Annotated in this window: 26 protein-coding genes and 1 pseudogene; 12 read left to right on the forward strand and 15 right to left on the reverse strand. The window is 61.5% G+C overall.

Features of this window, described 5'->3' with window-relative positions; all coding sequences use genetic code 11:
* Positions 1 to 78 precede the first annotated feature (78 nt).
* The 12 genes from HMPREF1224_RS16070 to HMPREF1224_RS16120 form a co-directional block, all read right to left on the reverse strand.
* A complete protein-coding gene (locus HMPREF1224_RS16070) occupies positions 79 to 1158 on the reverse strand; it encodes a structural protein (protein WP_010793135.1) in 1080 nt (359 codons plus the stop codon).
* The gene (locus tag HMPREF1224_RS16075) at positions 1155 to 2510 is read right to left on the reverse strand and encodes a DUF4055 domain-containing protein (protein WP_010793136.1); all 1356 of its coding nucleotides are present in this window, start codon (positions 2508 to 2510) and stop codon (positions 1155 to 1157) included. Before HMPREF1224_RS16075 ends, HMPREF1224_RS16070 begins: the two co-directional genes overlap by 4 nt.
* Positions 2511 to 2512: 2 nt before the next feature.
* Positions 2513 to 3808: a terminase large subunit domain-containing protein gene (locus HMPREF1224_RS16080; RefSeq protein WP_010793137.1), complete on the reverse strand. Its 1296-nt coding sequence runs from the start codon at positions 3806 to 3808 to the stop codon at positions 2513 to 2515.
* Complete coding sequence (locus tag HMPREF1224_RS16085) at positions 3792 to 4391, reverse strand: terminase small subunit (protein WP_010793138.1); 600 nt, start codon at positions 4389 to 4391, stop codon at positions 3792 to 3794. The genes HMPREF1224_RS16080 and HMPREF1224_RS16085 overlap by 17 nt, the downstream gene beginning before the upstream one ends.
* A gap of 8 nt (positions 4392 to 4399) precedes the next feature.
* Entirely contained in the window at positions 4400 to 4684 is a 285-nt protein-coding gene (locus HMPREF1224_RS16090; RefSeq protein ID WP_010793139.1) for a phage holin family protein, read from the reverse strand.
* Positions 4677 to 5066 carry a putative holin gene (locus HMPREF1224_RS16095; protein ID WP_010793140.1) on the reverse strand — a complete coding sequence of 130 codons (390 nt, stop codon included), beginning with the start codon at positions 5064 to 5066 and terminating at the stop codon, positions 4677 to 4679. The genes HMPREF1224_RS16090 and HMPREF1224_RS16095 overlap by 8 nt, the downstream gene beginning before the upstream one ends.
* Positions 5067 to 5375: 309 nt before the next feature.
* The gene (locus tag HMPREF1224_RS16100) at positions 5376 to 5564 is read right to left on the reverse strand and encodes a hypothetical protein (protein ID WP_010793141.1); all 189 of its coding nucleotides are present in this window, start codon (positions 5562 to 5564) and stop codon (positions 5376 to 5378) included.
* A 140-nt stretch (positions 5565 to 5704) separates the two neighbouring features.
* Positions 5705 to 6391, reverse strand: coding sequence for a hypothetical protein (locus HMPREF1224_RS16105; RefSeq protein ID WP_003116756.1), 687 nt, complete (start codon positions 6389 to 6391; stop codon positions 5705 to 5707).
* A gap of 28 nt (positions 6392 to 6419) precedes the next feature.
* The gene (locus HMPREF1224_RS16110) at positions 6420 to 6863 is read right to left on the reverse strand and encodes a RusA family crossover junction endodeoxyribonuclease (protein WP_010793142.1); all 444 of its coding nucleotides are present in this window, start codon (positions 6861 to 6863) and stop codon (positions 6420 to 6422) included.
* Positions 6856 to 7611, reverse strand: coding sequence for a replication protein P (locus HMPREF1224_RS16115; protein WP_010793143.1), 756 nt, complete (start codon positions 7609 to 7611; stop codon positions 6856 to 6858). Before HMPREF1224_RS16115 ends, HMPREF1224_RS16110 begins: the two co-directional genes overlap by 8 nt.
* Positions 7514 to 8398 (reverse strand): hypothetical protein, encoded by an 885-nt coding sequence (locus tag HMPREF1224_RS45865; RefSeq protein WP_031628304.1) that lies wholly within the window; start codon positions 8396 to 8398, stop codon positions 7514 to 7516. The genes HMPREF1224_RS16115 and HMPREF1224_RS45865 overlap by 98 nt, the downstream gene beginning before the upstream one ends.
* A gap of 2 nt (positions 8399 to 8400) precedes the next feature.
* A complete protein-coding gene (locus HMPREF1224_RS16120) occupies positions 8401 to 8973 on the reverse strand; it encodes a hypothetical protein (protein ID WP_010793144.1) in 573 nt (190 codons plus the stop codon).
* A 103-nt stretch (positions 8974 to 9076) separates the two neighbouring features.
* Here HMPREF1224_RS16120 and HMPREF1224_RS16125 point away from each other — a divergent pair, with 103 nt between their 5' ends.
* The gene (locus HMPREF1224_RS16125) at positions 9077 to 9568 is read left to right on the forward strand and encodes a hypothetical protein (protein WP_175571053.1); all 492 of its coding nucleotides are present in this window, start codon (positions 9077 to 9079) and stop codon (positions 9566 to 9568) included.
* A 239-nt stretch (positions 9569 to 9807) separates the two neighbouring features.
* On the opposite strand, the gene HMPREF1224_RS44050 is transcribed toward HMPREF1224_RS16125, so the two are convergent.
* On the reverse strand, positions 9808 to 10011 hold the full coding sequence (locus HMPREF1224_RS44050) for a Cro/CI family transcriptional regulator (RefSeq protein ID WP_003103358.1): 204 nt from the start codon (positions 10009 to 10011) through the stop codon (positions 9808 to 9810).
* A 109-nt stretch (positions 10012 to 10120) separates the two neighbouring features.
* On the opposite strand from HMPREF1224_RS44050, the pseudogene HMPREF1224_RS46170 reads away from it, so the two are divergent.
* The 3 genes and pseudogenes from HMPREF1224_RS46170 to HMPREF1224_RS16140 form a co-directional block, all read left to right on the forward strand.
* Positions 10121 to 10387, forward strand: a pseudogene (locus HMPREF1224_RS46170) (helix-turn-helix domain-containing protein); the annotation flags it as partial.
* 265 nt (positions 10388 to 10652) lie between these two features.
* A complete protein-coding gene (locus HMPREF1224_RS16135) occupies positions 10653 to 11534 on the forward strand; it encodes a hypothetical protein (RefSeq protein ID WP_010793146.1) in 882 nt (293 codons plus the stop codon).
* Entirely contained in the window at positions 11531 to 12406 is an 876-nt protein-coding gene (locus HMPREF1224_RS16140) for a hypothetical protein (RefSeq protein ID WP_010793147.1), read from the forward strand. Before HMPREF1224_RS16135 ends, HMPREF1224_RS16140 begins: the two co-directional genes overlap by 4 nt.
* Before the next feature lie 612 nt (positions 12407 to 13018).
* Here HMPREF1224_RS16140 and HMPREF1224_RS45305 read toward each other — a convergent pair.
* On the reverse strand, positions 13019 to 13270 hold the full coding sequence (locus HMPREF1224_RS45305) for a hypothetical protein (RefSeq protein ID WP_124147894.1): 252 nt from the start codon (positions 13268 to 13270) through the stop codon (positions 13019 to 13021).
* Positions 13271 to 13461: 191 nt separating this feature from the next.
* Positions 13462 to 13938 (reverse strand): GNAT family N-acetyltransferase, encoded by a 477-nt coding sequence (locus HMPREF1224_RS0111960; protein WP_049875563.1) that lies wholly within the window; start codon positions 13936 to 13938, stop codon positions 13462 to 13464.
* Positions 13939 to 14814: 876 nt separating this feature from the next.
* On the opposite strand from HMPREF1224_RS0111960, the gene csrA reads away from it, so the two are divergent.
* From csrA to HMPREF1224_RS16175, 8 genes are all read left to right on the forward strand, one after another.
* Entirely contained in the window at positions 14815 to 15183 is a 369-nt protein-coding gene (csrA, locus tag HMPREF1224_RS46090; protein ID WP_010793148.1) for a carbon storage regulator CsrA, read from the forward strand.
* Between the two features lie 13 nt (positions 15184 to 15196).
* Complete coding sequence (locus tag HMPREF1224_RS16150; RefSeq protein WP_010793149.1) at positions 15197 to 15445, forward strand: hypothetical protein; 249 nt, start codon at positions 15197 to 15199, stop codon at positions 15443 to 15445.
* Between the two features lie 427 nt (positions 15446 to 15872).
* Positions 15873 to 16025, forward strand: coding sequence for a hypothetical protein (locus HMPREF1224_RS45570; RefSeq protein WP_010793150.1), 153 nt, complete (start codon positions 15873 to 15875; stop codon positions 16023 to 16025).
* A complete protein-coding gene (locus HMPREF1224_RS16155; protein WP_010793151.1) occupies positions 16009 to 16230 on the forward strand; it encodes a hypothetical protein in 222 nt (73 codons plus the stop codon). The genes HMPREF1224_RS45570 and HMPREF1224_RS16155 overlap by 17 nt, the downstream gene beginning before the upstream one ends.
* Complete coding sequence (locus HMPREF1224_RS16160; RefSeq protein ID WP_010793152.1) at positions 16227 to 16436, forward strand: hypothetical protein; 210 nt, start codon at positions 16227 to 16229, stop codon at positions 16434 to 16436. Before HMPREF1224_RS16155 ends, HMPREF1224_RS16160 begins: the two co-directional genes overlap by 4 nt.
* A 10-nt stretch (positions 16437 to 16446) precedes the next feature.
* On the forward strand, positions 16447 to 17355 hold the full coding sequence (locus HMPREF1224_RS16165; RefSeq protein WP_010793153.1) for a YqaJ viral recombinase family nuclease: 909 nt from the start codon (positions 16447 to 16449) through the stop codon (positions 17353 to 17355).
* A gap of 12 nt (positions 17356 to 17367) precedes the next feature.
* Positions 17368 to 18240 (forward strand): recombination protein RecT, encoded by an 873-nt coding sequence (gene recT, locus HMPREF1224_RS16170; RefSeq protein ID WP_010793154.1) that lies wholly within the window; start codon positions 17368 to 17370, stop codon positions 18238 to 18240.
* Positions 18241 to 18246: 6 nt separating this feature from the next.
* Positions 18247 to 19992, forward strand: coding sequence for an AAA family ATPase (locus tag HMPREF1224_RS16175; protein ID WP_010793155.1), 1746 nt, complete (start codon positions 18247 to 18249; stop codon positions 19990 to 19992).
* Positions 19993 to 20037 lie beyond the last annotated feature (45 nt).

A 20037-nucleotide genomic window follows, 5' to 3' on the forward strand; every position in this document is an offset into this window, starting at 1 on the left:
AGGCGCCCCGCTCCATCCGAAACGCAGGCATAAAAAAGCCCCGGACATTGCCGGGGCCTACACGAATTGGTGATCAGATCAGTCGGGCGCGTACAGCGACTTGAGTTGCGCCAGGCTCAGCGGGTTGCCCCGCTGTTCCAACAGGTCGCTCAAGGTGATGACGCCTCGGCGCCAGAGGTCGGCGCGGCCGGGCCCCAGCTTCTCGTCCTGGAAGGCCTTCGACTTACCCTTGAGCCATGTCTCGAAGTTCAGACTGGCCGGCACCTGGCCGTCCATCGACGCCCGGGTACTCTTCACCTCGTCGACGTCGATACCTAGCTCACGCATCGTCTTGAGCCAAGGCAGAGTGGTACTGCGACACCCCCAGTGCCGCGGGCAACCTTGCTTGTACGGCAACGAGTGCCCCACAGGCCTGAACTGCAGATCCCAAGTCTTCTGGTCGTAGACCATGCAGATTTCAGTGGTGTGCGAGTCCAGGGTGCTGAGCTGGCGATACCCTTTCACCGGGCCATTCTCGCCAGAATTGGCCTTGTAAACCTCCATCCTGGCGCCATTGGCCACCGCTTGGGCGCTGTTGTGGACCAAGGTCCGAGCCGCGCGCTTGCTGACATCCATGAAGCCCTTCACCGGCGGTTGGTCGCCCCGAGCCCGGCGACCGACGATCTGGGTGACCATCTGTTCCGTGGTCTCGCCGTTCACGAAGCCATTGCGCACCACACCAGCGAACCGGAACGACACATCCGCAGCCTGCTTGAGCCACCATTGCTTGGTCGGCGCCCCCTCGATGAGCGTATTCGCAACCACAGCGCTGAGTCGGTTCTTGCCGACGCCGAGCATGATTGGCCGGCTCACCAGGCTGTTGACTGAGCTCGACGCGAAGCCTCCTTCGATGACCGCGAGTTGCCGCAGATTGGCATCATGCGCTGCAGCGATCTCGGTGTACTGCGCCTTGATTGCCTTAGCCGCCTCGTCGAGGATCGCGTTGACCTCCTTGACGTTCTTCAGCGGCAACCGGCGGCCCCGCAGCAGCTTCACCAACTCCTCGGCGAGTTCGGTGATCTTCTCCTCGACTTCCTTCGACATACCCGCCGTGGTCCTGATCAGATCGATACCATGGTCGGTATACAGCTCCGCCAGCAGCACCTCCAAGCGAGTCATATCGCAGGCTCCTGGTTGCGGATCCGCTCCTGCTCCGACTCCCAGTCCAGGTCCTCGGCAAGCATGCCGCGGCGCTGGGCCTCGTTGAACAGGGTCTGGTCTGACAACGAGCCGCCATCACGCATACGCTGTAGCACGCCCATGGTCTCGGCCGGAGCGTAATCCGGGTCGAGATTCGGCTGGAGCTGCACGGTGCCGCCCTCGGCGCGGTTGTTCAGTGCGAGGGAGAAGTACGACAGGAACAGCACTAGGCTGTCCTGCAGGCCCTGGCACATCATTGCCAGTTTGCTGGTCTCCTTCGCCGATTCCTCGCCAGACTGCTTCGCCGTCATGACCTGGGTGGACTTCTCCACCAACTTCGCACCGGCCTGTCTCATCTCCTCTTGCAGTGAGTCAAGCTGTTCCCGCGCGGTCTTGATGGCGGCGCCGGTGTGCTCGACGTACTTCATGTCGGCTTCCCGAGGCAACTTCACAGCGGAGCGCGCACCGATGGCCAGTTCGTCGCCGGAGTCGACGCCAGTCATCACCAGGATCGGCACGCAGGCGACATCAACCAGACTGTCCAGGGAGGACTGGAGCCACCAGTGCTTCGCCACCAGGTGGGCGAGTTCGAGCAGCGGTGGCTTCGCCGTGAGGAACCCGGTACGCGCGGTGTAATACGGCACCAAGGGGATGAAGCCGAGCGTGTTCGGCGTGTCCGACACCATCTCCCACCCGTCCTTTCCCTCCTCGAACACTCGATGCCGGTGGGGCTCGATCACGCGGATCTGCTCAACGGATTCGTCGGTGAACTCGTCCACCTCCTCCACCCGGCACGTCCGGAAACGGAACTGGGTCAGGCTGTCGACACCAGCAACCTTTCCGGTCTTCCATCCCAGCACCTGGCCAGGCTCGATCAGCACCCCATAGGGCCTGAAGCCTGCCTGTTGCTCGGCTTGCCGTGTGTTCGGCAGATCCTCTGGCCGTTGCGGTATCTCGACCAGGGCGAACTTCAGGCCATACTCCAGCCCGCCGCGGAACCAGTCCTGGGCGAACACCTGCAGATCACGTCCCTCCGTATCCACGTCGGTCAGCAGGTCGGCGATCTCCTGCGGCACGTCATCACCGATCACGACCGGCTTCGCAAACACCCGCCCCACCATGGCGCCGACCGTTTCCTCGAACGCGGGGTGCAGCGTCGCCAGCTTCAGCCGCGCTTCATAGTCCTCCCTCGTCTCGAGCTGCCGCTTGGGCAGATACGCCTCCCCCGCTTCGCGCATGGCCGAGGTGCCGCCCTTGATGCAATCGACCAGCTTCCAGTGCTCGCGCATCTCCTCGACAGCGGCGCAGCACTGGCAAACGGAATCGCTCATGGTCAGAACCTCAGGGTGGTAACAACGGCCGCAGGTCGCTCGACCGGGAATTCCTTGTGAATGAAGTAGCCCGCCGCATCGTTGGGGTGGTCGATGTCGGCGGACTTGTCCGGCTCACCGTTGGTGCCCCACACCTGCTGCTCGAGGGCGTCGGCATAGGTAGGGCACCGGTCGGGGTTGACCCGATACCGCCGCTCGCCCTTGGCGTTGCAGAACATGGCGTTCATGGAGTTGATCCGGTCCTTGACCGGCGGGTTGGCGGCGGGCGCCGAGACGACGAAGCCGGCCTGCTTGAGCAGCGCGATATCGGTCTCGCTGGCCCGGACGGACTTGCGAGAGTCGCCGGAGGCGTCGGGGTAGATCCTGATCTGACGTGTAGGGCGATATTCGCCGTCGGCGTACAGCCAGAACCGCTCCTTGATCTGGCGGATCATGTCCGGGGTGTCGTACCCGTTGACGATCTCGTCGACCGCGTGCGGCAGGCCCAGGCGCTTCACATGCACGACGGCGGCCATCTTGCCGACGTTGAAGTCCATACCCACGTATATCGGCTCGCCTGGCTGAACCGTCTCCTGCGAGGCGTTGAGCGCGCGGTCGTAGGCGGTGTAGATGGTGCCCGACGTCAGGTTGACGAACTGGCCGCGCAGGTACGCCGCGATCAGTTGCGGCGGGTACGACTCCATCAAGGAATCGATGTAGTCGTCCGGCAGGTTCGCCTCGTTGTCGTAGGTGCTGGCCTGGACCAGGCCATACAGGTCCTGCAGGTGCGGCTTCTCGCGCAACTGCTTCACGAACTGCTGGAAGACGAACTTGAAGCCTTCCGGGGTGGTGGTGACGTCGACGCGGTTGCGCAGGCCGTCCACCTTGTACCGCATCCTCGCGATGATCTTGCGCCAGGCCTGCTGGGCCTTGATCAGCGACAGTACGTCGAGCTCGTCCACCAAGGATCGGCCGACCTTGAAGCCAACGATGGTCTGCGGCTTCTCCATGGAGCGACAGATGATCGTCGTGCGGTAGGCGCTGCCGCTGTAGAGGTGAACCTCGTGGTTCGCCTGGTTGATCCTGGTCCGCAGCCCCCAGTCGAAAGCCACCTCCTCCATCGTTGGGTAGAAGATGTCGCGGATCTGGGCGTAGGTCGGCGCGAAGTAGCCGGCGTTGATGCGCGGCCACTCCCAAGCGTGCTGGGCGAGGCCTGAGCAGCCGACCCAGGTCTTGCCGGAGCCGAACCCGGCCACGAAGCCGCAGAACTTGTGCGGAAGCGCCAGGAACTTCGCCTGGGGCCTATTCAGCGTCGGCATCGCGCACCCTCGCATCGATGATTGTCACCGCGACGCTGGTTGGCGGCGCTTCTTCCTCAGGGTTCTCCAGCAGCTTCAGCTCGGCGCGCTTCTTCGCCACGTCCAGTCGCTTCAACTCAAGGTCCAGCGCAGCCGACTCGGTGCCGACATGACGGCTCAGCAGCTCCAGGTTGCGGAGCTTGTCCGGCCACTTGACCTTGCGGAGCACGCCAGCGATGCGGCGGTCGTCACCGCGGCCCTCGAACAACTCGGCGATCTCGATGCCGGACAGGAACTGGCGCCAGGCCCGGGGCCAATCGCGGATCGACCGGAACGAACCGTCGTCCTCGAGGATGTCGAGCACGTCCATCTCGTCGATCTCGCGGAGCCGCCGGATCACATAGTCGGCCTCGACCTCGGTGCGCTTCGAGCGCTCGGCCATGGCGGCCTGGATGGCCTGGGCGACCTCCGGCCGCTGGAGCAGTTGATAGCCAATCTCCGTCGCGCGCCGGGTGCTGTAGCCGGCCCGAATCGCGGCCTGCGTCGCGTTGAGGTCAAGTAGGTACTCGTCGACGAACAGGCGCTGTTTCTTGGTCAGCGCCATGGATCACCTCAACTGAGCCTCAGGATGGGCGCGATGTTGCCCTTGTTGCGGTAGACCAGCACCAGCAGCACAACCAGGACCGCCAGCAGGTAGGGCGATATTGGCGTCACGTGGCGCGCCATCAGCACAGCCAGGCTTATCGACAGCGCCTGCATGCCGGTCCCAGCGGCGAGGATGTACGCGCAGAGCGAGACGCCGAACCGGTACGTTGCACCGTGGCGCTGGTACGTGAAGATGCGGCAACTGATAGCGCCGCAGACGGCCGCAGCCGCCAGGGTCACCAGGTCAACCATCTTTCCGGCCTCCGATCATGCCGACGATGCGCTGCAGAACGATCTGGAGCCATGCCGGCGCGCGGCCACCGATCATCCAGTCCAGCACGCCGATCAGGATGGTGACGATCAGCGCGGCGGTGACCAGCGCGGGAAGTCCGGAGAACTGAGTCGCGCCCCGTCCGACAGCCTCGGTGGCTGCGTAGTAGCCGCCCACCCAGGACGCCAGCAGGTAGCCGAGGCGCCTGGCGATGGTCAGGTCGTGAGCCCAGAGCACGAACAGCAGCGCGCCGGCGAACCCGCCGATCACTGCATTGACGTCTACTCCGGGGATGATCGCGGTTGCAGTGAGCCCGACGGCGCCGGCTGCTGCTACTGCTCCGCTGCTCGTCGGTTCAGCCATGTGGTACTCCAGATGCAGAAAAGCCCAGGCAATGACCTGGGCCTTGTCATAGGTCGGACGATTCTGGCCCTGTGCTATCGTTTCGCTTCCACACTAAACGACGGTCAAGGAGACCAAAATGTCCGAAATCGTAAATCCGTCGAGCTCATCCTCTGGGGCAGCTCTTCAAGTCGTAATCGAGTTGATTCGCGCCGGTCAACTGAAGGTTGGAGCAAATGGCCAAGAGGCGGCAGCAATTATCGCCACCTACGACCAGATATTTGAGCACTTCAGGGACCTCGGAAGGAAGCCGACTCGAACACTCGGAAGCTAATCGTCAACCTTCTCCAACTCACGATATGCAGCTCTGACGGCCCGCGCGCACTCCACTGCAACGTCCGTCAGACTGTATCGATCGCTACCGGGCAGAACCTTCGCCAGAACTTCGCGCAATGCCTCCATCTCAGCCAGGGAAGCTGCCTCGCGCGCAAGCGAGAAATCGAGGGGCTCTTCGTTCATTCTTCTCTCCTGAAAACGAATTCTGACAAGGCCGCCGAAAACGAAAAAACCCGGCGCCAGGGCCGGGTTTTCGGGGGAATTTTTTGATTGGGTGCTACTTCGCAAACTGGGAAAATACTCCCAAATCTCTTATCAAAATGTCAAGCGGCGTCTCGTTGGGCGGCAACGACCTGCGCCACCGGCACCAGCGCCTGGGCGTCCAGCCGATTGAGCTCCTGCATGAAAATCTCCCAGATCGCCGCCCAGTCACGTTCCCAATTGGCGGCGTACAGTACGAACCCCGGCCAGTCCGCCAGGAACTGGATTACCTTGCCAGGCCACCACTCCTCCCGGCCGTTGACCATGTCCTTCCACGAGTGCATCGCCGCCAAGGCCACCCAGTAAGCGACCTCCTGGCGGGGCTTGTTCATCTTCGGGAGATCCGCCGAGAAGTACAGGAAGGACTGCGCGCGGTTCTGGTCGACCCCGTTCGCCAGCGGCGAGTACAGGAAGTGGCCGAGGTGCTGCAGTGGCGCCGGAAGCGTGCTGATCGCATGCATCACCTTGCCGGCGGCGAGCATGTGCTGGCAGCGGTTCAGGTTTCCCGCGGCCCGCCCTGTCCGCGTCTCGTAGGCGGCGATGATCTGGGAGTCGATGGGGAACAGGCCCTCCGGCTCCTTGCTCTCGCCCTGGTACCCCTCGGGGAAGCGGGCCACCAGTTTCTTGCGGCGCTTCGCCCTGGTCTTCCGTGTCGCCTCTTCGGCATCTTCGATGGCTTTCGCCATCACCGACGCGCCCGGGATGTGGTACGCGTCCTGCCAAGCCTGGCGCGCGCTGATCAGTCTCATTTCGACTCTCCCCTGTAGTTTCCTGTAGTCACTGCTCGCCCTCGAGGAGAGGGACGACTTTCACTCGCACGCCTGGCGTTTCGCCGTAGCGCTTCCCCACCACCGCCTTCACGACCTGGACGTCGTCCTTCCAGACAACGCCGTTCAGGCCGTCGTAGATGGCCTTCTGGACGTTATCCAGGTCCGGTTTCTTGGTCGGGTGCAGTTGCCCGGACAAGGCCAGGGCCTTCCGCTTTTTCGACATCGATTGAGGGATGCTCAGCGCGATGTCGAGTTCGACCAGCACTGGGCCCTCGAACAGCGCGCGACCTGCCATGGCTTGCTGTCCGCTGTGTGCGATCAGCCCCTCGTAGTTCGCCGTCTTCGCCGGAGTGAACATCCTGACGTGGGCGCCGACGCGACCGATACGCGGCCTCCCCTTCCCCACCGGCTCGCCGGGTACGGTGAACATCACCGGGCGGAAGTCATGCATCACGGCGCACCTCCGGCGCTTTCCGGCGCATCTTGGCCAGCAGCAGTTCCCGCGCCTGGGCGCCACTGAGACCATCCAGCCCCTGGGCCTGCATCCGGTGGAGCAGTTGCTGCTCGGCAAGCTCATCAGCGCGCTGCAGCTCCGACTTCTGGCTGTCGAGGCCAATCGCCTTGGCGACCTTTCCGTCCAGCGGCTCACCAGCCTCGAGGCGTCGGACCACTACGGCATAGTTATGCTCGAACTCAGCGCGAAGTCGCTTGTCGCCGTACTGGGCCCGACGAAGCTCGAACAGGCCTGTGAGTTCGGCAGCCACCTTCACGACCTTGTGGCTGTAGCGCTGCTCCAAGGCTTCGTACCAGGCGCCCTCGGCGCTCGGCAAACCGTCGATCTTGCGGCATAGCCGCAGGAACTCCTTGAGGCTCGGAGGAAAGTCCTGATCCAGCACCATCCGCTGGAGGCCTCGGTCGACCTGCATGTCGCTCAGGTGCTTGATACCGGTCAGCCAGACTCGCTTGGCGAGCGTCTCCGCACGACGTTCCCCGTAGTGCTTCTCGTACCAAGCCGGATAGCTGGTTTTGAGGGTGGCGAACACGCGCTTCACCGCCCTGCGCGCCTGGGCGTCAAGTTCGACCAGATTCTCGATCTGCGGCTCACCAGTCGTCGTCGTGGAGGATGTCAACAGCGTTGCGCGAACGTCGTGCAGCGGGTCGCTGACGTGCTTGGGCGTTTCGTCCGTCGGTTTGCTCATGGCGGTGCTCCGCATGCGGTGCTGTTGCCATCCGGTGGCGCTCCAGCAAGAGTTCATCGAGAAAATTTCGGTAGTACAGGGGGGAGTCAGGCGGGGCGCCGAGCTTGGCTTCGGCGATCTCCATTGCCGCGAGCATCTGCTCCGCGGTGACACCGCGCTCGACCCAAGAGGCGAACAGCGGCATGGTCCTGGCGGTCTGCACCGCGTGGATCTGGAATCCGCGCTCGCGGATGAAGAACTGGCACCACTGTCCCGCAGTGGCCGGATCAGCTGGGCATTCGCGCACGCACGCGTTAGGTACGGTACGGTTATTACCGGATACCGGAGGTGTGCCCACTTTTTCACTTTCCCCCCCTCCCACATATCTGCCCTCTTTTTCCGGGAAAGCCGCGTAGTTACTGGGCTCTGACCCTTCCACATAACTGCCCGCTTCATCTGCCCACTTAGTGCCCACTTTTTTTCGGACGGATTGATCCCGTGAAGCCTTCGGCAACTCAAAAATCAGGCGCCTTTCGGCCAGATTGGGGCCTACCAGACCCACCTTCTGCAGCCAGACCAGCGCCCGCCGCAGTTCCTTTTCGGAAGGCTCGCCGCCCTTGATGCCTTGGTGCGGCTCGACGTAGAGCTCCTCGGCGATCGACTTCCAAGAGATCCCTCGCCGCTCTCCGACAATGCCTGTTGCGAAGTCCATGAACGGACGTAGGGCGAACACGTAGATCTCGCGGGCAAGCATGGGTAGGCCGCGGAGCGCCTCCCGCTCCTCGTCGTTGATCTGGAAGGACGGCACGGCTACCCCTGAACAAGGCGCGGCCGGCGCATCTGATCAATCATCCGCAGCGCCTCATCGGTCGCCGCCCTGGATTCGGAGAGCTCCCGGTGGGCCTCCTGCAGTTCCTGGTCATCAGCGCCGTCGACGAGGTTGGCAACAGCCTGCTGCGCCTCACCGTTCTCCTTGATGAGCGTCCGGAGCATGCAGAGCACCTCCGGTCGTTGACCGGCATCGCCGCCGATCAAACGTACCGATACGCCCAGCGGCGTCAGGATGTCGCCCAGGGCCTGGACCTTCAGGTCAGTCGGCAGCGCGGCGAGGATGCTGGGTACGAAGTTCGCCGGCACCAGGTTGGTGTCCTTGGTGCCGTCGTCAAGCCAACGGAACACGCGGTCGGCGTTGACCTTCATCCGCTCGGTTGTATCGCGCGTTGGCGGGTCGAAGATGATGCCGGTGACCAGCGCTCCCTGGATGCGCTCGTGCGCCTCCACGATGTGCTGGACGACGGTCTCTCGGCTCCACCCCTCTCGGCGGCGCCATTGGTTCACCACGCCGAGCAGCGTGGAAATCAGGGTGTGCGACTCATTCCGCATGCACTGCGTCTCCCACACGGTTACGATCATTTCGCAATGACGCACGGATGAACGCGCTATCCCTGGCTCCCCTTACAGCGCGATGGCCGAGGAGGCTGAAAACTTGAAAATCGATCGCACGATTCAGAAAGCCGTTCTGGACCGCTTGGCGGACGCGTATCCCAATCCGGTACATACCGATGGGCTCTCCGACCTCTTCGACGACACCAAGATGCTCACCGCCTGCTGCGCCTACCTGCACGAGCACGGCCTGGCAAGGGCAAAAATCTCGGAATTTTTGAGTGAAGGCCGCGAACTGCTGTACGCGGAAATCACAGCCAAGGGGATCGACTTTCTGGCAGATGACGGAGGCCTGAGCGCAATCCTGGGGCCGGTGACGATCAAGTTTCATGAGGACTCTCTCCGCCAGATGATCGAGCTACGTCTCGCCACTGCGAGTGATCAGCAGGTGACGCCGGAGGAGAAAACCCAGCTTGTTCAAGCGCTTCGAGGACTGCCCGCCGATTCCATAAAACACCTGACAACGCGACTACTGGACCTGGGCATGGACAATCTGCCTCGAGCAGTCGAGATAGTTCGTACGTTCCTGTCGTGACGCCCCCCACCTCCTCCGTTGAGGCCAGCGTGAAATGGAGGAACCCGATCCGGGGTCCACGGCTGGCGTGTAGTGGTGTGCAGAACTGGTCAGGCAGGATCTGGGCGGTAACGCGGAGGAACAGCTCAGTGCTGGCCGACCCGCGGCGATTGGCGAGCATTACCAGGCCAAGCTGGGACTGCGTGAAGATAGGGCCGCCTGCCCCCCTGCCGAGTCCACCATTCCGGTTGGCTGTCATGTCAGGACGCCCATTTCTGATGCCCTTGGAAAGGAAACGGGCGGAGCTCTTCAGCAGTGAAAGTACCGTCATCATGCTCCGTAACGAACACCGCACGACCGACACGTAGCGCTTTGCTGATTGCAGGTGGAGTAATTCCAAGGAGCCTGGCGGCCTCGGCCTGGCCTTTCTCGGTAGCAAATTCCTCAAGGGGAATCTGTTTCATTGGGTGCGTCTCCGCAGTTGCAGATGGCACCAATAATTAACCATCGGTTAGTTTTTATCAATACCGATGGTTTCTTCCATTGTGTTAACCGCTGGTAAACACTTGCCGCATGACGAAGAAACGCGCCCTTCCTCCAGACCGAATAGCCGAATGCACCGCGGCGCATGAGCTTTTTCTGGCCAAAAAGAACCAGCTCAAGCTCAGCCAGAAGAAAATTGCTGAGATGGCGGGCATAACCCCCGCTGCTGTCAACCTTTACTTCAAGGGAATCAACCCCTTGAACGCTCAGTTCGCTGCTGTCCTGTCCAGGGCGCTTGGTGAGCCGGTCGAGCATTTCAGCAAACGCTTGGCCAAAGAAATCGCTGACATGGCTAGTGCCGTTCAATCTCCCTCAAGTCAGGGCTCATTCTCCTCAGGTAACAGTGGCGAGCATGCAGATCGCGCTGAAGCACTGATGGATTTCGCATCTCCGCGCACAAGAACAGTTCTTGAGCGCATCAACCAGGCTGCACGGGACGGGCGCCTCTCGGAGGCTGACCTAGATCTTCTAGACCAAATAACAGCGCGCTTCGAGCACGTCAGTGACCAAGATACCGTCAGCCAAGGAAGCCACAAACGCCTAAGGGATAGGCTGCAGAACGATGATTCACACCCTAAGCAGTGACGCATTTGCAGGGGTGCTGAAGGCGCCAAAGGTTACCGGCCTCAGCCCCCTTTTCCGCGCAAAGATCCGCGTGAATGGCGATAGCGTAAGGTGCTATGTCAAGCCCCTGCCGGACATGCTTGACTGCCCGGTACGGCGCACGCCAGTCAATAACCAGGAAGTGATCAGCGAGGCGCTTGGCTACGTTCTTGCGAAGGCATGCGGGTTCAAAGTGCCAACGGTTGCCGGCATCATCTTGCTTGAACAGGAGCAGATCCCGGAGTCAGCGCTTGCTGGACTAAGAAGCCTCGGGCGTGGGCGCCTACAGCCAAACTACTTCTGCTGGTTCACAAAGGATATGGTCTACCCGAACCTGGTCCAGAAGCACATGCAAGGCGTGCAACTCGAATTTCTGAAACAACGACGGTTGCGGCGACTCGTTAAGCATCTGGCAGAGGCAGAGGATACGCCGAAGGTCGTCGCCTTCGACGATTGGCTTCTGAACTCGGATAGGCACCCTGGCAATCTACTCGCCAGCAACGACAACTTGATGCTGATTGACCATGGACGCATCTTTGTTTATCCGAACTGGCAGCCTGGCACCATAGGCTCGCTGGGGTCCGGCCATCAGCCCGGTAATCGGTTGAGGAACTTCATCGATTCTTACGAGCCGAATTGGAGTGCGAAGCTACCCAAGAAAAGCCAAATGATCATGGCATACAACGCGTTTGCCGTTGGCTTTAGAGACCGCGGAGAAGGAGCGGCGCGCGCCGTGCTGGCTGAGTTCTTCGACAACATCGATATCGACGCTATCATCCACCTGCTGCAATCGCGGCATGACCCAGCAGCATACGCCAAAGAATCCGGCATGGTCCTATGAGCAATCTTGCAAGACTACGTGATCGCCTGAGCGGGGCCGAACAGCCGGTTGTCAAGGGTGTGTGGCGTCCCATCAGTGCGTGCCTGGATGAAGACACCGGCGAATACCTCAATGTCGGGGTGTTGTTCCAGTATGCTGGCAAGGTTGAGGTACGAATGCTTGATACGTTCGAGCGCATCAAGTGCCTCTACGGCAATCGCATCGACCTTGCCAGCCTCAGCCATCTGATGGTCGATATCGAAGACACGATCCGGCTTCACCATGCCGACCTACCAGATGAGTTGAGCGATACGATACGCCTAGGCCAGTCGCTGTATGCAGCGGGCACTGATGCTGAAAGCGTGGTCGACGAGTTCTTCTTCGATGTCGTTACCCTGGGCATGCCCACCGAAAAGCAACGCAATCATAACTTCCGCTATCGCTCCAATCACAAGGTGCGTGAGACTCTCTTCGAGATCATGCGCGAGAAGATGGCGCTCGATGCTGAACGCATTATCTGCTCAGAACCGTATCGGCTGAGGTTAAACAATAACGCGACCATCGACGTAGACATCCCTCTTCTGAACGAGCGCGCGGCCGGCGCGGTGGTGTCCGCCTGGTACAAAAGCCCTCTGGTGGTAGAGAACAACCTCCTGCAGGCAGCATCTGACCTGCTACTGATTACCAGCAATTCGGATCGAAAGCTGTCCTCAATGTCCGTGCTGATGCCCCAGGAATCTAGTGGGATGACTCGTAGCGAATTCACTAAGCACCAAGATGCAACGCGGCGTCAGCTTGATCGATTTCAGCGATCCGGTATCGACGTGATCGAGGCGCCGTCAAGCGATATCCTTGCGAATCGCACCATTGAGTGGTGGAAGGCAGTGGCCTAACCCCACCTCAGCCCCCTCCAAAGAGCCCGCTTCATGCGGGCTTTTTCATGCCTGGAGAAAATAAATTAACCATCGGTATTGACGAAAATATTTACCGATGGTTAATTTAATACACCAGCAGCACACCGCTGGCCAGGCCACCGAGCCGCGCTCTTTCACAACCTGCGCCATGAACAGCTAGCCGCAACGCGGCGAGGCAGCCCCGGCCATCACCCGTGGGGCGACAGAAAGTCGGGTGAGCAACATCAACAGCAGAACGCATCGCCTCTGCGGCGACCGGCGATCAGATAGGTGCTGAGGCAACACCTACCAACGCGATGGCGACCCTTACTCAGGGCGACCAGAGACGGCTGATCGAGGACGAAATGCCCGAACCGTGCGAACGACCCGCATGCGATGCGCTCCGCCACCCCGGCGGTAATGGGCAAGAATCTGGCTGCGCCGCGCGGCAATCGGCGCTGCAGTCAGTGGATGACATCGAATAGGAGCTGATAACTGCCGCCAGTAACGGGGTTCAGCTCTCGGTATACCGGTCTGTCTTGCGCAAGCCGGGAATCAACGGCTCTGCTCACTTCCGGCTTAGCCGCCAGGAACATTGCCAATGAGGCGGCCTCAGCGGGTCCGGCGACCGGTGCCATAGCACCCAGACACAGTGTGATGGTGAATTCGATTGAATCCTGAAACTGCATGGACTCGCTCAACGCTCAAGAGCCGGCGCAATTGCAGAATCCTATTCGCTAAACCAACGCCACGTCCTGGAGCGAGCGTCGCCAAGAGCGCTTCCGCCTCCAAAATCTGCTTTTCAAGCTGCTCGATACGCTGTTTTGAAGTCTCGCGTTTGGCTTTCTTCTTCGTTTTTTTCATGGGCTCCCTCCGTAGAGACGGAGATTCGCGCCTAATGGAGAGAAAAACAACATCCGCCTCCCCAGTCCGCAGCGGTATGGCTCGGAGAGGTCCCGGATCGTCAGGGCTAGCGCCGCAAAGTCAACGAACACCAGCACGAAGGCCTATGAAAATAGGCACCGGTATCTGTAACGATGCTAAATCTTCCTGCCCTACCAATCAGTGACGTAGATACTCTGAGCTTCACCAAAACGCATTATCTCCCGCTCAAACTTCATACCGACGCGATTAAGTAGGCGGATTGATGCATCGTTCTTGCTTTGCGTTTCAGCAATCACCCTCTTCAACGCCAAGGTGTCACTTGCATACTGCAACGCAAGGGTAACTGCCTCAGTCGCGTACCCCATCCCACAGTGCTCTGGAAGCAACGCGTAAGAGACTTCTACGTCATTACCATCATGATGAGTATCTAACGAGATTACACCTGCAAACTGCTCGCCTTGCCTTGTTCTGATTGCCCAAAATGGAAGCTCTCTCTCGATTGAAACTTCTACCTGAGCTCGCCGCACCGCAACCTCCCGATCAACGGGACCTCCTAAATAGGCACGCACGTCTGGATTGGTGTACAACTCCACCAAGTCGGAAGTATCTTTCTCTTGAACAGCGCCAAGATAAATACGAGATTGCATAAATACCTCATGAGAAAACCCATCATCTTTTTCTATTTATACTAAATTTCTTGATCGAGGACTATCTGGTAGGAGCCTCGAACGAATCTCGATAGGCCTTGAAAGCCTCTATCGCATGCTCATTTCTATTATTTCCGTCAGAGTCATCGAGCATCCTTTCCTCTGGCGTCTTGCCTCCATAGTAGTCTTCGAACCAACCGAAGTACTGCAATCTGATAGAGCCGGGGTGAAACTTACTATCAAGCGCCTTCCACCAAGTCAAACAGGCTGGGCAAGGTGGAAGCTCCGTGAAGCATATAATTGTTCGGACTCCTCGCGCATAGAGTTCTTTTCCGATAGGGCCGGGAGAATTCTGCATGCCAAGTATCATTATATTGGTAAGCGGAGGCTCCCAATTGGCCCTAACACATCGCTCCAAGGCAACCCGCTCGCTGTGGAGCCCAGCTGATCCAGCTGGGGTGCTTGAAGCCTTATGGTCTTTTCCAATTCGCGTATTGTTATTATCAAGCAACCTTATTGCGCCGAAACATTTTCCCAACCTAATATCCCCCGACCTTCCACGACCTTTTCGTGCTTTATAAGCGACAACATCAATCCCACGAAAATCAACGCCCTCAACATCGAGCGGCTCGAAGCTAATCGCCATATCGACAACCTCCCTGTTGTGCTCGCGTCAATATATACGCACCAACTCAGGGATTCAGTGTAGTCATACTCAAGACCACCCATAGAACAAAAAACCAGCAGCATAATTCTCATTTGAAATAAATCCCTTTCCCCCTCCCGCTTGCAGTTTCCAATGCGGGCGACCGACCTCTACCACTGCGAACCGAGATAGATCGGTTGCTCTCGAAATCCCTCGAACGGAGTTACGCCATGTTGATCTTGACCCGCCGACCCGGCGAAACCCTGCATATCGGCGACAACATCACCGTCACGGTCCTCGGCAGCCAAGGCGACCAGGTGCGCCTCGGCATCACCGCCCCGGACGACGTCGCCATCCACCGCTCCGAGATCTACCAGCAGATCGGCAACGTCCGACCGGTGCCGCCGGCGGAGCTGGTCGAGGCCTGGAACCGAGAGCACCCGGCGCCAGCGCTGATCGAGTACCGCCCGTACCGCGGGGCCGAACCGCAGCGCACCCGCACCGTCGGCCGGGCCAGCGTGTCGCTTGGCGGGGCGGCGGTTATCTGGATCGAAGGGCAGTCGGCGCCGGTCGCGTTGCGGGCCTGCACGGCAATCTGAACAGGAGCGCACGATGCGACGTGTCATGACTATGAAGGTGGTGTGCGACAGGAATGGTCGGCGCACGGGTTACGAAGAAAGTGGCGAAGCACTCTTCCACCAGTGGGGTGTCGACTTCGAAGAGTTCGAGACTGGGGCGGGCAACTACACCGTTGCTGTCGTTGAGCGCCCCGGAGGCACCGTTGAACTCCTGCAGCCTCACCTTATCCGGTTCCTCGACAAGGCGCCGGACTTCCCCGATATGGAGGACATCACCATGTAGCCCAGCCCCAACGGCAGATCGCCAACATGCGGTCGAGCCTGCACCCAACCGCTTTCACATAAGGCGGTGCATGTAAGTGGAGACAGGGCGCTTGGCGGCGCCCTTCTCTTTCCTGCTCCTGGCTCGGCCAGGGCGCAGCGGGGAGTGATTTGAATGCGTAGGTCGATGCGCAATGGGACGTGGCTGACTCATGAGGATGGCTCAAGCAAATAAGCCAGCTCGATGCCGCCTAAGAAGCGCCTTACGCCGGAGATCGACACCGGCCAGATCACTCCCCGCTGCGCATGCAGCGTTCCCCCTCTTTGCCCGGCTCCGGCCGGGCTTTTTTCAACCTCCATTCGAGAGCACCCGCCACGGCGCCCCACCGGGCACGACTGCCGTGTGCCTGGGTGCTGCCGAATGCAGGTGAACCACGGAGAGCATCCCGATGTGGACATACCGCGAGCGCCGCAACCGCGCGGCTATCAGCAACGCGCAACTCGCTTACGACCGTGCCGTCGACCCGCTCTGGGACCAGCCGGACCCGGAACCAGAGCACGAGGACGAAGAGCAGGAGGACGACGATGGCCTTCAGCAATGAACGCGCGGTTCGGATGATTGAGGAAGGCATCACGGCCATGCGCCGGTCCCACTTCCCGCGCCCCGAACAGAGCTTCCTCCACGGCCAGATCGAACTGGCCTACGCAGTGGACTTCATCGACACCCGCCTCTACGACGACATGCGCCGCCGGCTCGACGCCGCAGCGGATTCGCGCTGGGCAGAACTCAGGAGCACGAACACATGACCACCCGCCCCGTTCGCTCGATCATCGACGACCAACTCGACGATATCGAAGAGTTTGCCGGAAAGAGCATCCGCCAGGCCGTCGAGTTGGCCAACCGCCACGGCTACCACAACCCGCTCTTCGCCAACATCTGCGGCGACCTCTGCGTTCTGCGCTTCCGGCGCAACCCCCGCCTTCACGCAACAACCACCCTCACCCTGAAATGAGACCAGCCACATGACTGCAGCTCTCGCATCGGTCGGCGCGCTCGACCGCACCAAGTACCTCGGCGGCAGCGATGTCGCCGGCATCCTCGGCATCAGCCCCTGGCGCACTCCGTTGGACGTGTACCTGGATAAGGTCCAGCCGCGCACCGGTCCCGTCGACCCGGCGAAGCAGAAGATTTTCACCCGTGGCCAGCGGATGGAGCCCTACGTCATCGACCTGCTGGCCGAAGAGACCGGCCTGAAGATCGTCGGCCGCGGTAACCGCTACCGCGACCAGCAGCACGACTTCATGGCCGCCGAGATCGACGCGGAGGCCGCTAGCGGCGAGAACATCGAGATCAAGACGGTCAGCCCGTTCAAGGCAAAGGACTGGGGTGAGGTTCAGACCGATGCCATCCCAGTCCACTACACCGCCCAGGCCATGCACGGCCTGATGGTCACCGGCCGCCAGGTCTGCATCTTCGGCGTGCTGATCGGCGGCGACGACTTCCGCGTGTACCGCGTCGAGCGGGACGACGAAACCATCGCGGCGATTCGCGAGAAGGAGGTCGAGTTCTGGGGACGCATCCAGCGCCTGGATCCGCCTGAAGCAACCGCTGTCAGCGACATCCTCCGGCTGTTCGAGCGTGACGCCGGAACCAGCATCGAGGCCGATGGCAAGGTCGTGGAGGTGTTCAACCGCCTGCGCGAACTGAAAGCCAAGGCCAAGGGCCTGGAGTACGAGATCGAGTCCGCAGAGGAGCGCATCAAGCTCTTCATGCAGGACCACGCCCAACTCACGGTCAACGGCAAGTCGGTACTGACGTGGAAGTCCCAGACCACCAACCGCTTCGACCAATCCGCCTTCAAGGAAGCCCACCCCGCGCTGTTCGAGCAGTTCAAGAAGACCAGCGAATCCCGCGTTTTCCGCCTCAAGTAACCGGAGCCCAGCATGTCCGCAACCGCCCTGAAAGCCGCCGCGACCGGCAATGTCGCCAACAACGGTCAGTCGAAAACGCTGGCCCACCTGATGACTGACCCGAAGATCAAAGCCCAGATGGCCCTGGCGCTTCCGAAGCACATGACCGCCGACCGACTCGCGCGCATCGCGCTGACCGAGATCCGCAAAGTACCGGCCCTGGCGAAGTGCAATCAGGAGAGTTTCCTCGGCGCCGTGATGCAATGCGCGCAGCTCGGCCTGGAACCGGGTAACGCTCTCGGCCATGCCTACCTGCTGCCGTTCGGCAACGGCAAGGCGAAAGATGGCCTGTCGAACGTCCAGTTGATCATCGGCTACCGCGGGATGATTGACCTTGCCCGGCGCTCCGGCCAGATCGTTTCGCTCACCGCGCGCACCGTGCACCAGAACGACCAGTTCAGCTATCGCTACGGCCTCGACGAGGACGTCCAGCACGTTCCGGGAGAAGGTGAACGCGGCGTCATGACCCACGTCTACGCGGTCGCCAAGCTGAAGGACGGCGGCGTGCAATTCGAGGTCATGAGCAAGGCCGACGTCGACAAAGTACGCGCCACCAGCAAGGCATCCGGAAACGGGCCTTGGGTCACCCACTACGAAGAGATGGCCAAGAAGACCGTCATCCGCCGGCTGTTCAAGTACCTGCCGGTCAGCATCGAGTTGCAGACCGCAGTCACCCTGGACGAACGCGCCGACGCCGGATTGGACCAGGACAACGCGTCCATCCTCACCGGCGAATACAGCGTTGTTGACGACCAGGTCCCGGACGGCGTGAACACCGAGACGGGCGAAATCACCGAACCCGCCCCGGGCCAGCAGTCGGACACCGGCGAGCTCAATCTGGAGTAACCGGCCATGCGCATCACGAAACTCGAAATCACCAACTTCCAAGGGCTGCGTCATGCGGCCCTTGATGTTTCTGCGCCGGTGCTCCTGGTGGCCGGCCACAACGGCGCCGGCAAGAGTTCGCTGCTCGACGCCATCAGCCACGCCTTCACCGGTAAGCCCGGCCGCGTTGCGCAGAAGCAGCATATCGGCCAACTGATCACCGAGGGCGCCAAGAAAGGGGAGGCCCGCGTCGAGTGGCTGGACGATGCCGGCGAGGTGCAGGCCTGCGGGGTCGCGCTGCCCAGCGGCAAAGGCTCCCCGCTCGCCGACTCGCCGTTCCTGCCATACGTGCTCGACGCCAGCCTGTTTGCCGGCCTGAAGGCGGATGATCGCCGCAAGCTGCTGCTCAGTCTGACCGGCGCCAGCGCCAGCCCGGCCGAGGTCGGCAAGCGCCTGAAGGCCAAGGGCATCGACCTGGCGCTGTTCGAGAAGGTGAAGCCCCTGCTCCGTTCCGGGTTCTCCGCCATGGTCGGCCAGGCAAAGGACTACGCCAGCGAAGCGCGCGGCGCCTGGAAAGCGGTCACCGGCGAGAACTACGGCAGCGAGAAGGCGAACGGGTGGGAGCCGGAGGCGCCGCCGGTCATCGTCAGCGAGGAGGAACTGGAATCGGCGCGTGCGGAACTGCAAGCCACCGCCCAGGACCTGGACGAGGCCCAGCAGACCCTGGGCTCCAGCAAGCGCGCCCACGCCGACGCCCAGGCGCGGGCCAGCCGCATCACCGCTCTGCGCGAAACCGCAGCGCTGGCCGACCGGCGGCGCAACAAGCTGGCCACCGACGAGGCCAATCAGGACGAGTGGTCGGAGAAGGTCATGGCAGCCGAGGCCGCCGCCAGCGGCGAGCCCGCCCACCAGCCGCTGACCTGCCCTCATTGCCAGGGCGCCGTGGACCTGCAGGCCGGCCAGTTGGTCGCGCACCAGCCGCCGGCGAAGGTTGCCGATCCCGAGGCGGCGAAACGTCTGGAGGAGTACCGCGGGTATCTTGCCAGCGCTCAGCGGGCCGTCGCCAACAGCCAGCGGGACCTGAAGGAGAGCGAGGACGCCGCCGCGCAGGCCGCCGCGCTGGAAGCCGAAACCGCCAAGGCGCCCAGCGCCGAGGCGATCGCCAACGGCGAACAGGCGATCAATGAACTGCGCCAGGCGCGTGACCGGCAGCAGGCCAAGGTGCAGTCGCTGCAGGAAGCGTTCAACGCCGCCGCGCAGCGCCAGGACGTCATCAAGCAGGCCGCCGGCTTCCACGCCGAGGTCTGCGCCTGGAGCGCCCTGGCCGATGCCCTTTCCCCCACGGGCATCCCGGCGGAGATACTGGCCGATGCGATCAGGCCGATGAACGAGCTGCTGCAGCGCCTATCCGGCACCGCCGGCTGGTCGCCCGTGCAGATCAGCGCCGACATCGACGTCACGTTCGGCGGCCGGCTGTATGGCCTGCTGTCCGAGTCGGAGCGCTGGCGGTGCGACGCGACGCTGGCCCTGGCCATCGCGACGATCTCCGGCCTGCGCCTGGCGCTGCTGGATCGCCTCGACGTGCTGGATATCCCTGCTCGCACTCAGCAGGCGATGAAGCTGTTCCAGAGCCTGGCCGCCGGCGGCGAGATCGACACGCTGATCGTCGCCGGCACGCTCAAGGAACCGATGGCGAAGACGCCGGCCTGGCTACAAGCGGTCTGGATCGACGCCGGGCAACTCGCCGACCAGCAGCAACAGGCTGCGGCCTGACCCTCGATACAGCGCCCCACCTGGGGCGCTTTCTCTTCCAGCACG

This window comes from Pseudomonas sp. P179 (assembly GCF_000478485.2).
Lineage (GTDB): Bacteria > Pseudomonadota > Gammaproteobacteria > Pseudomonadales > Pseudomonadaceae > Pseudomonas > Pseudomonas aeruginosa.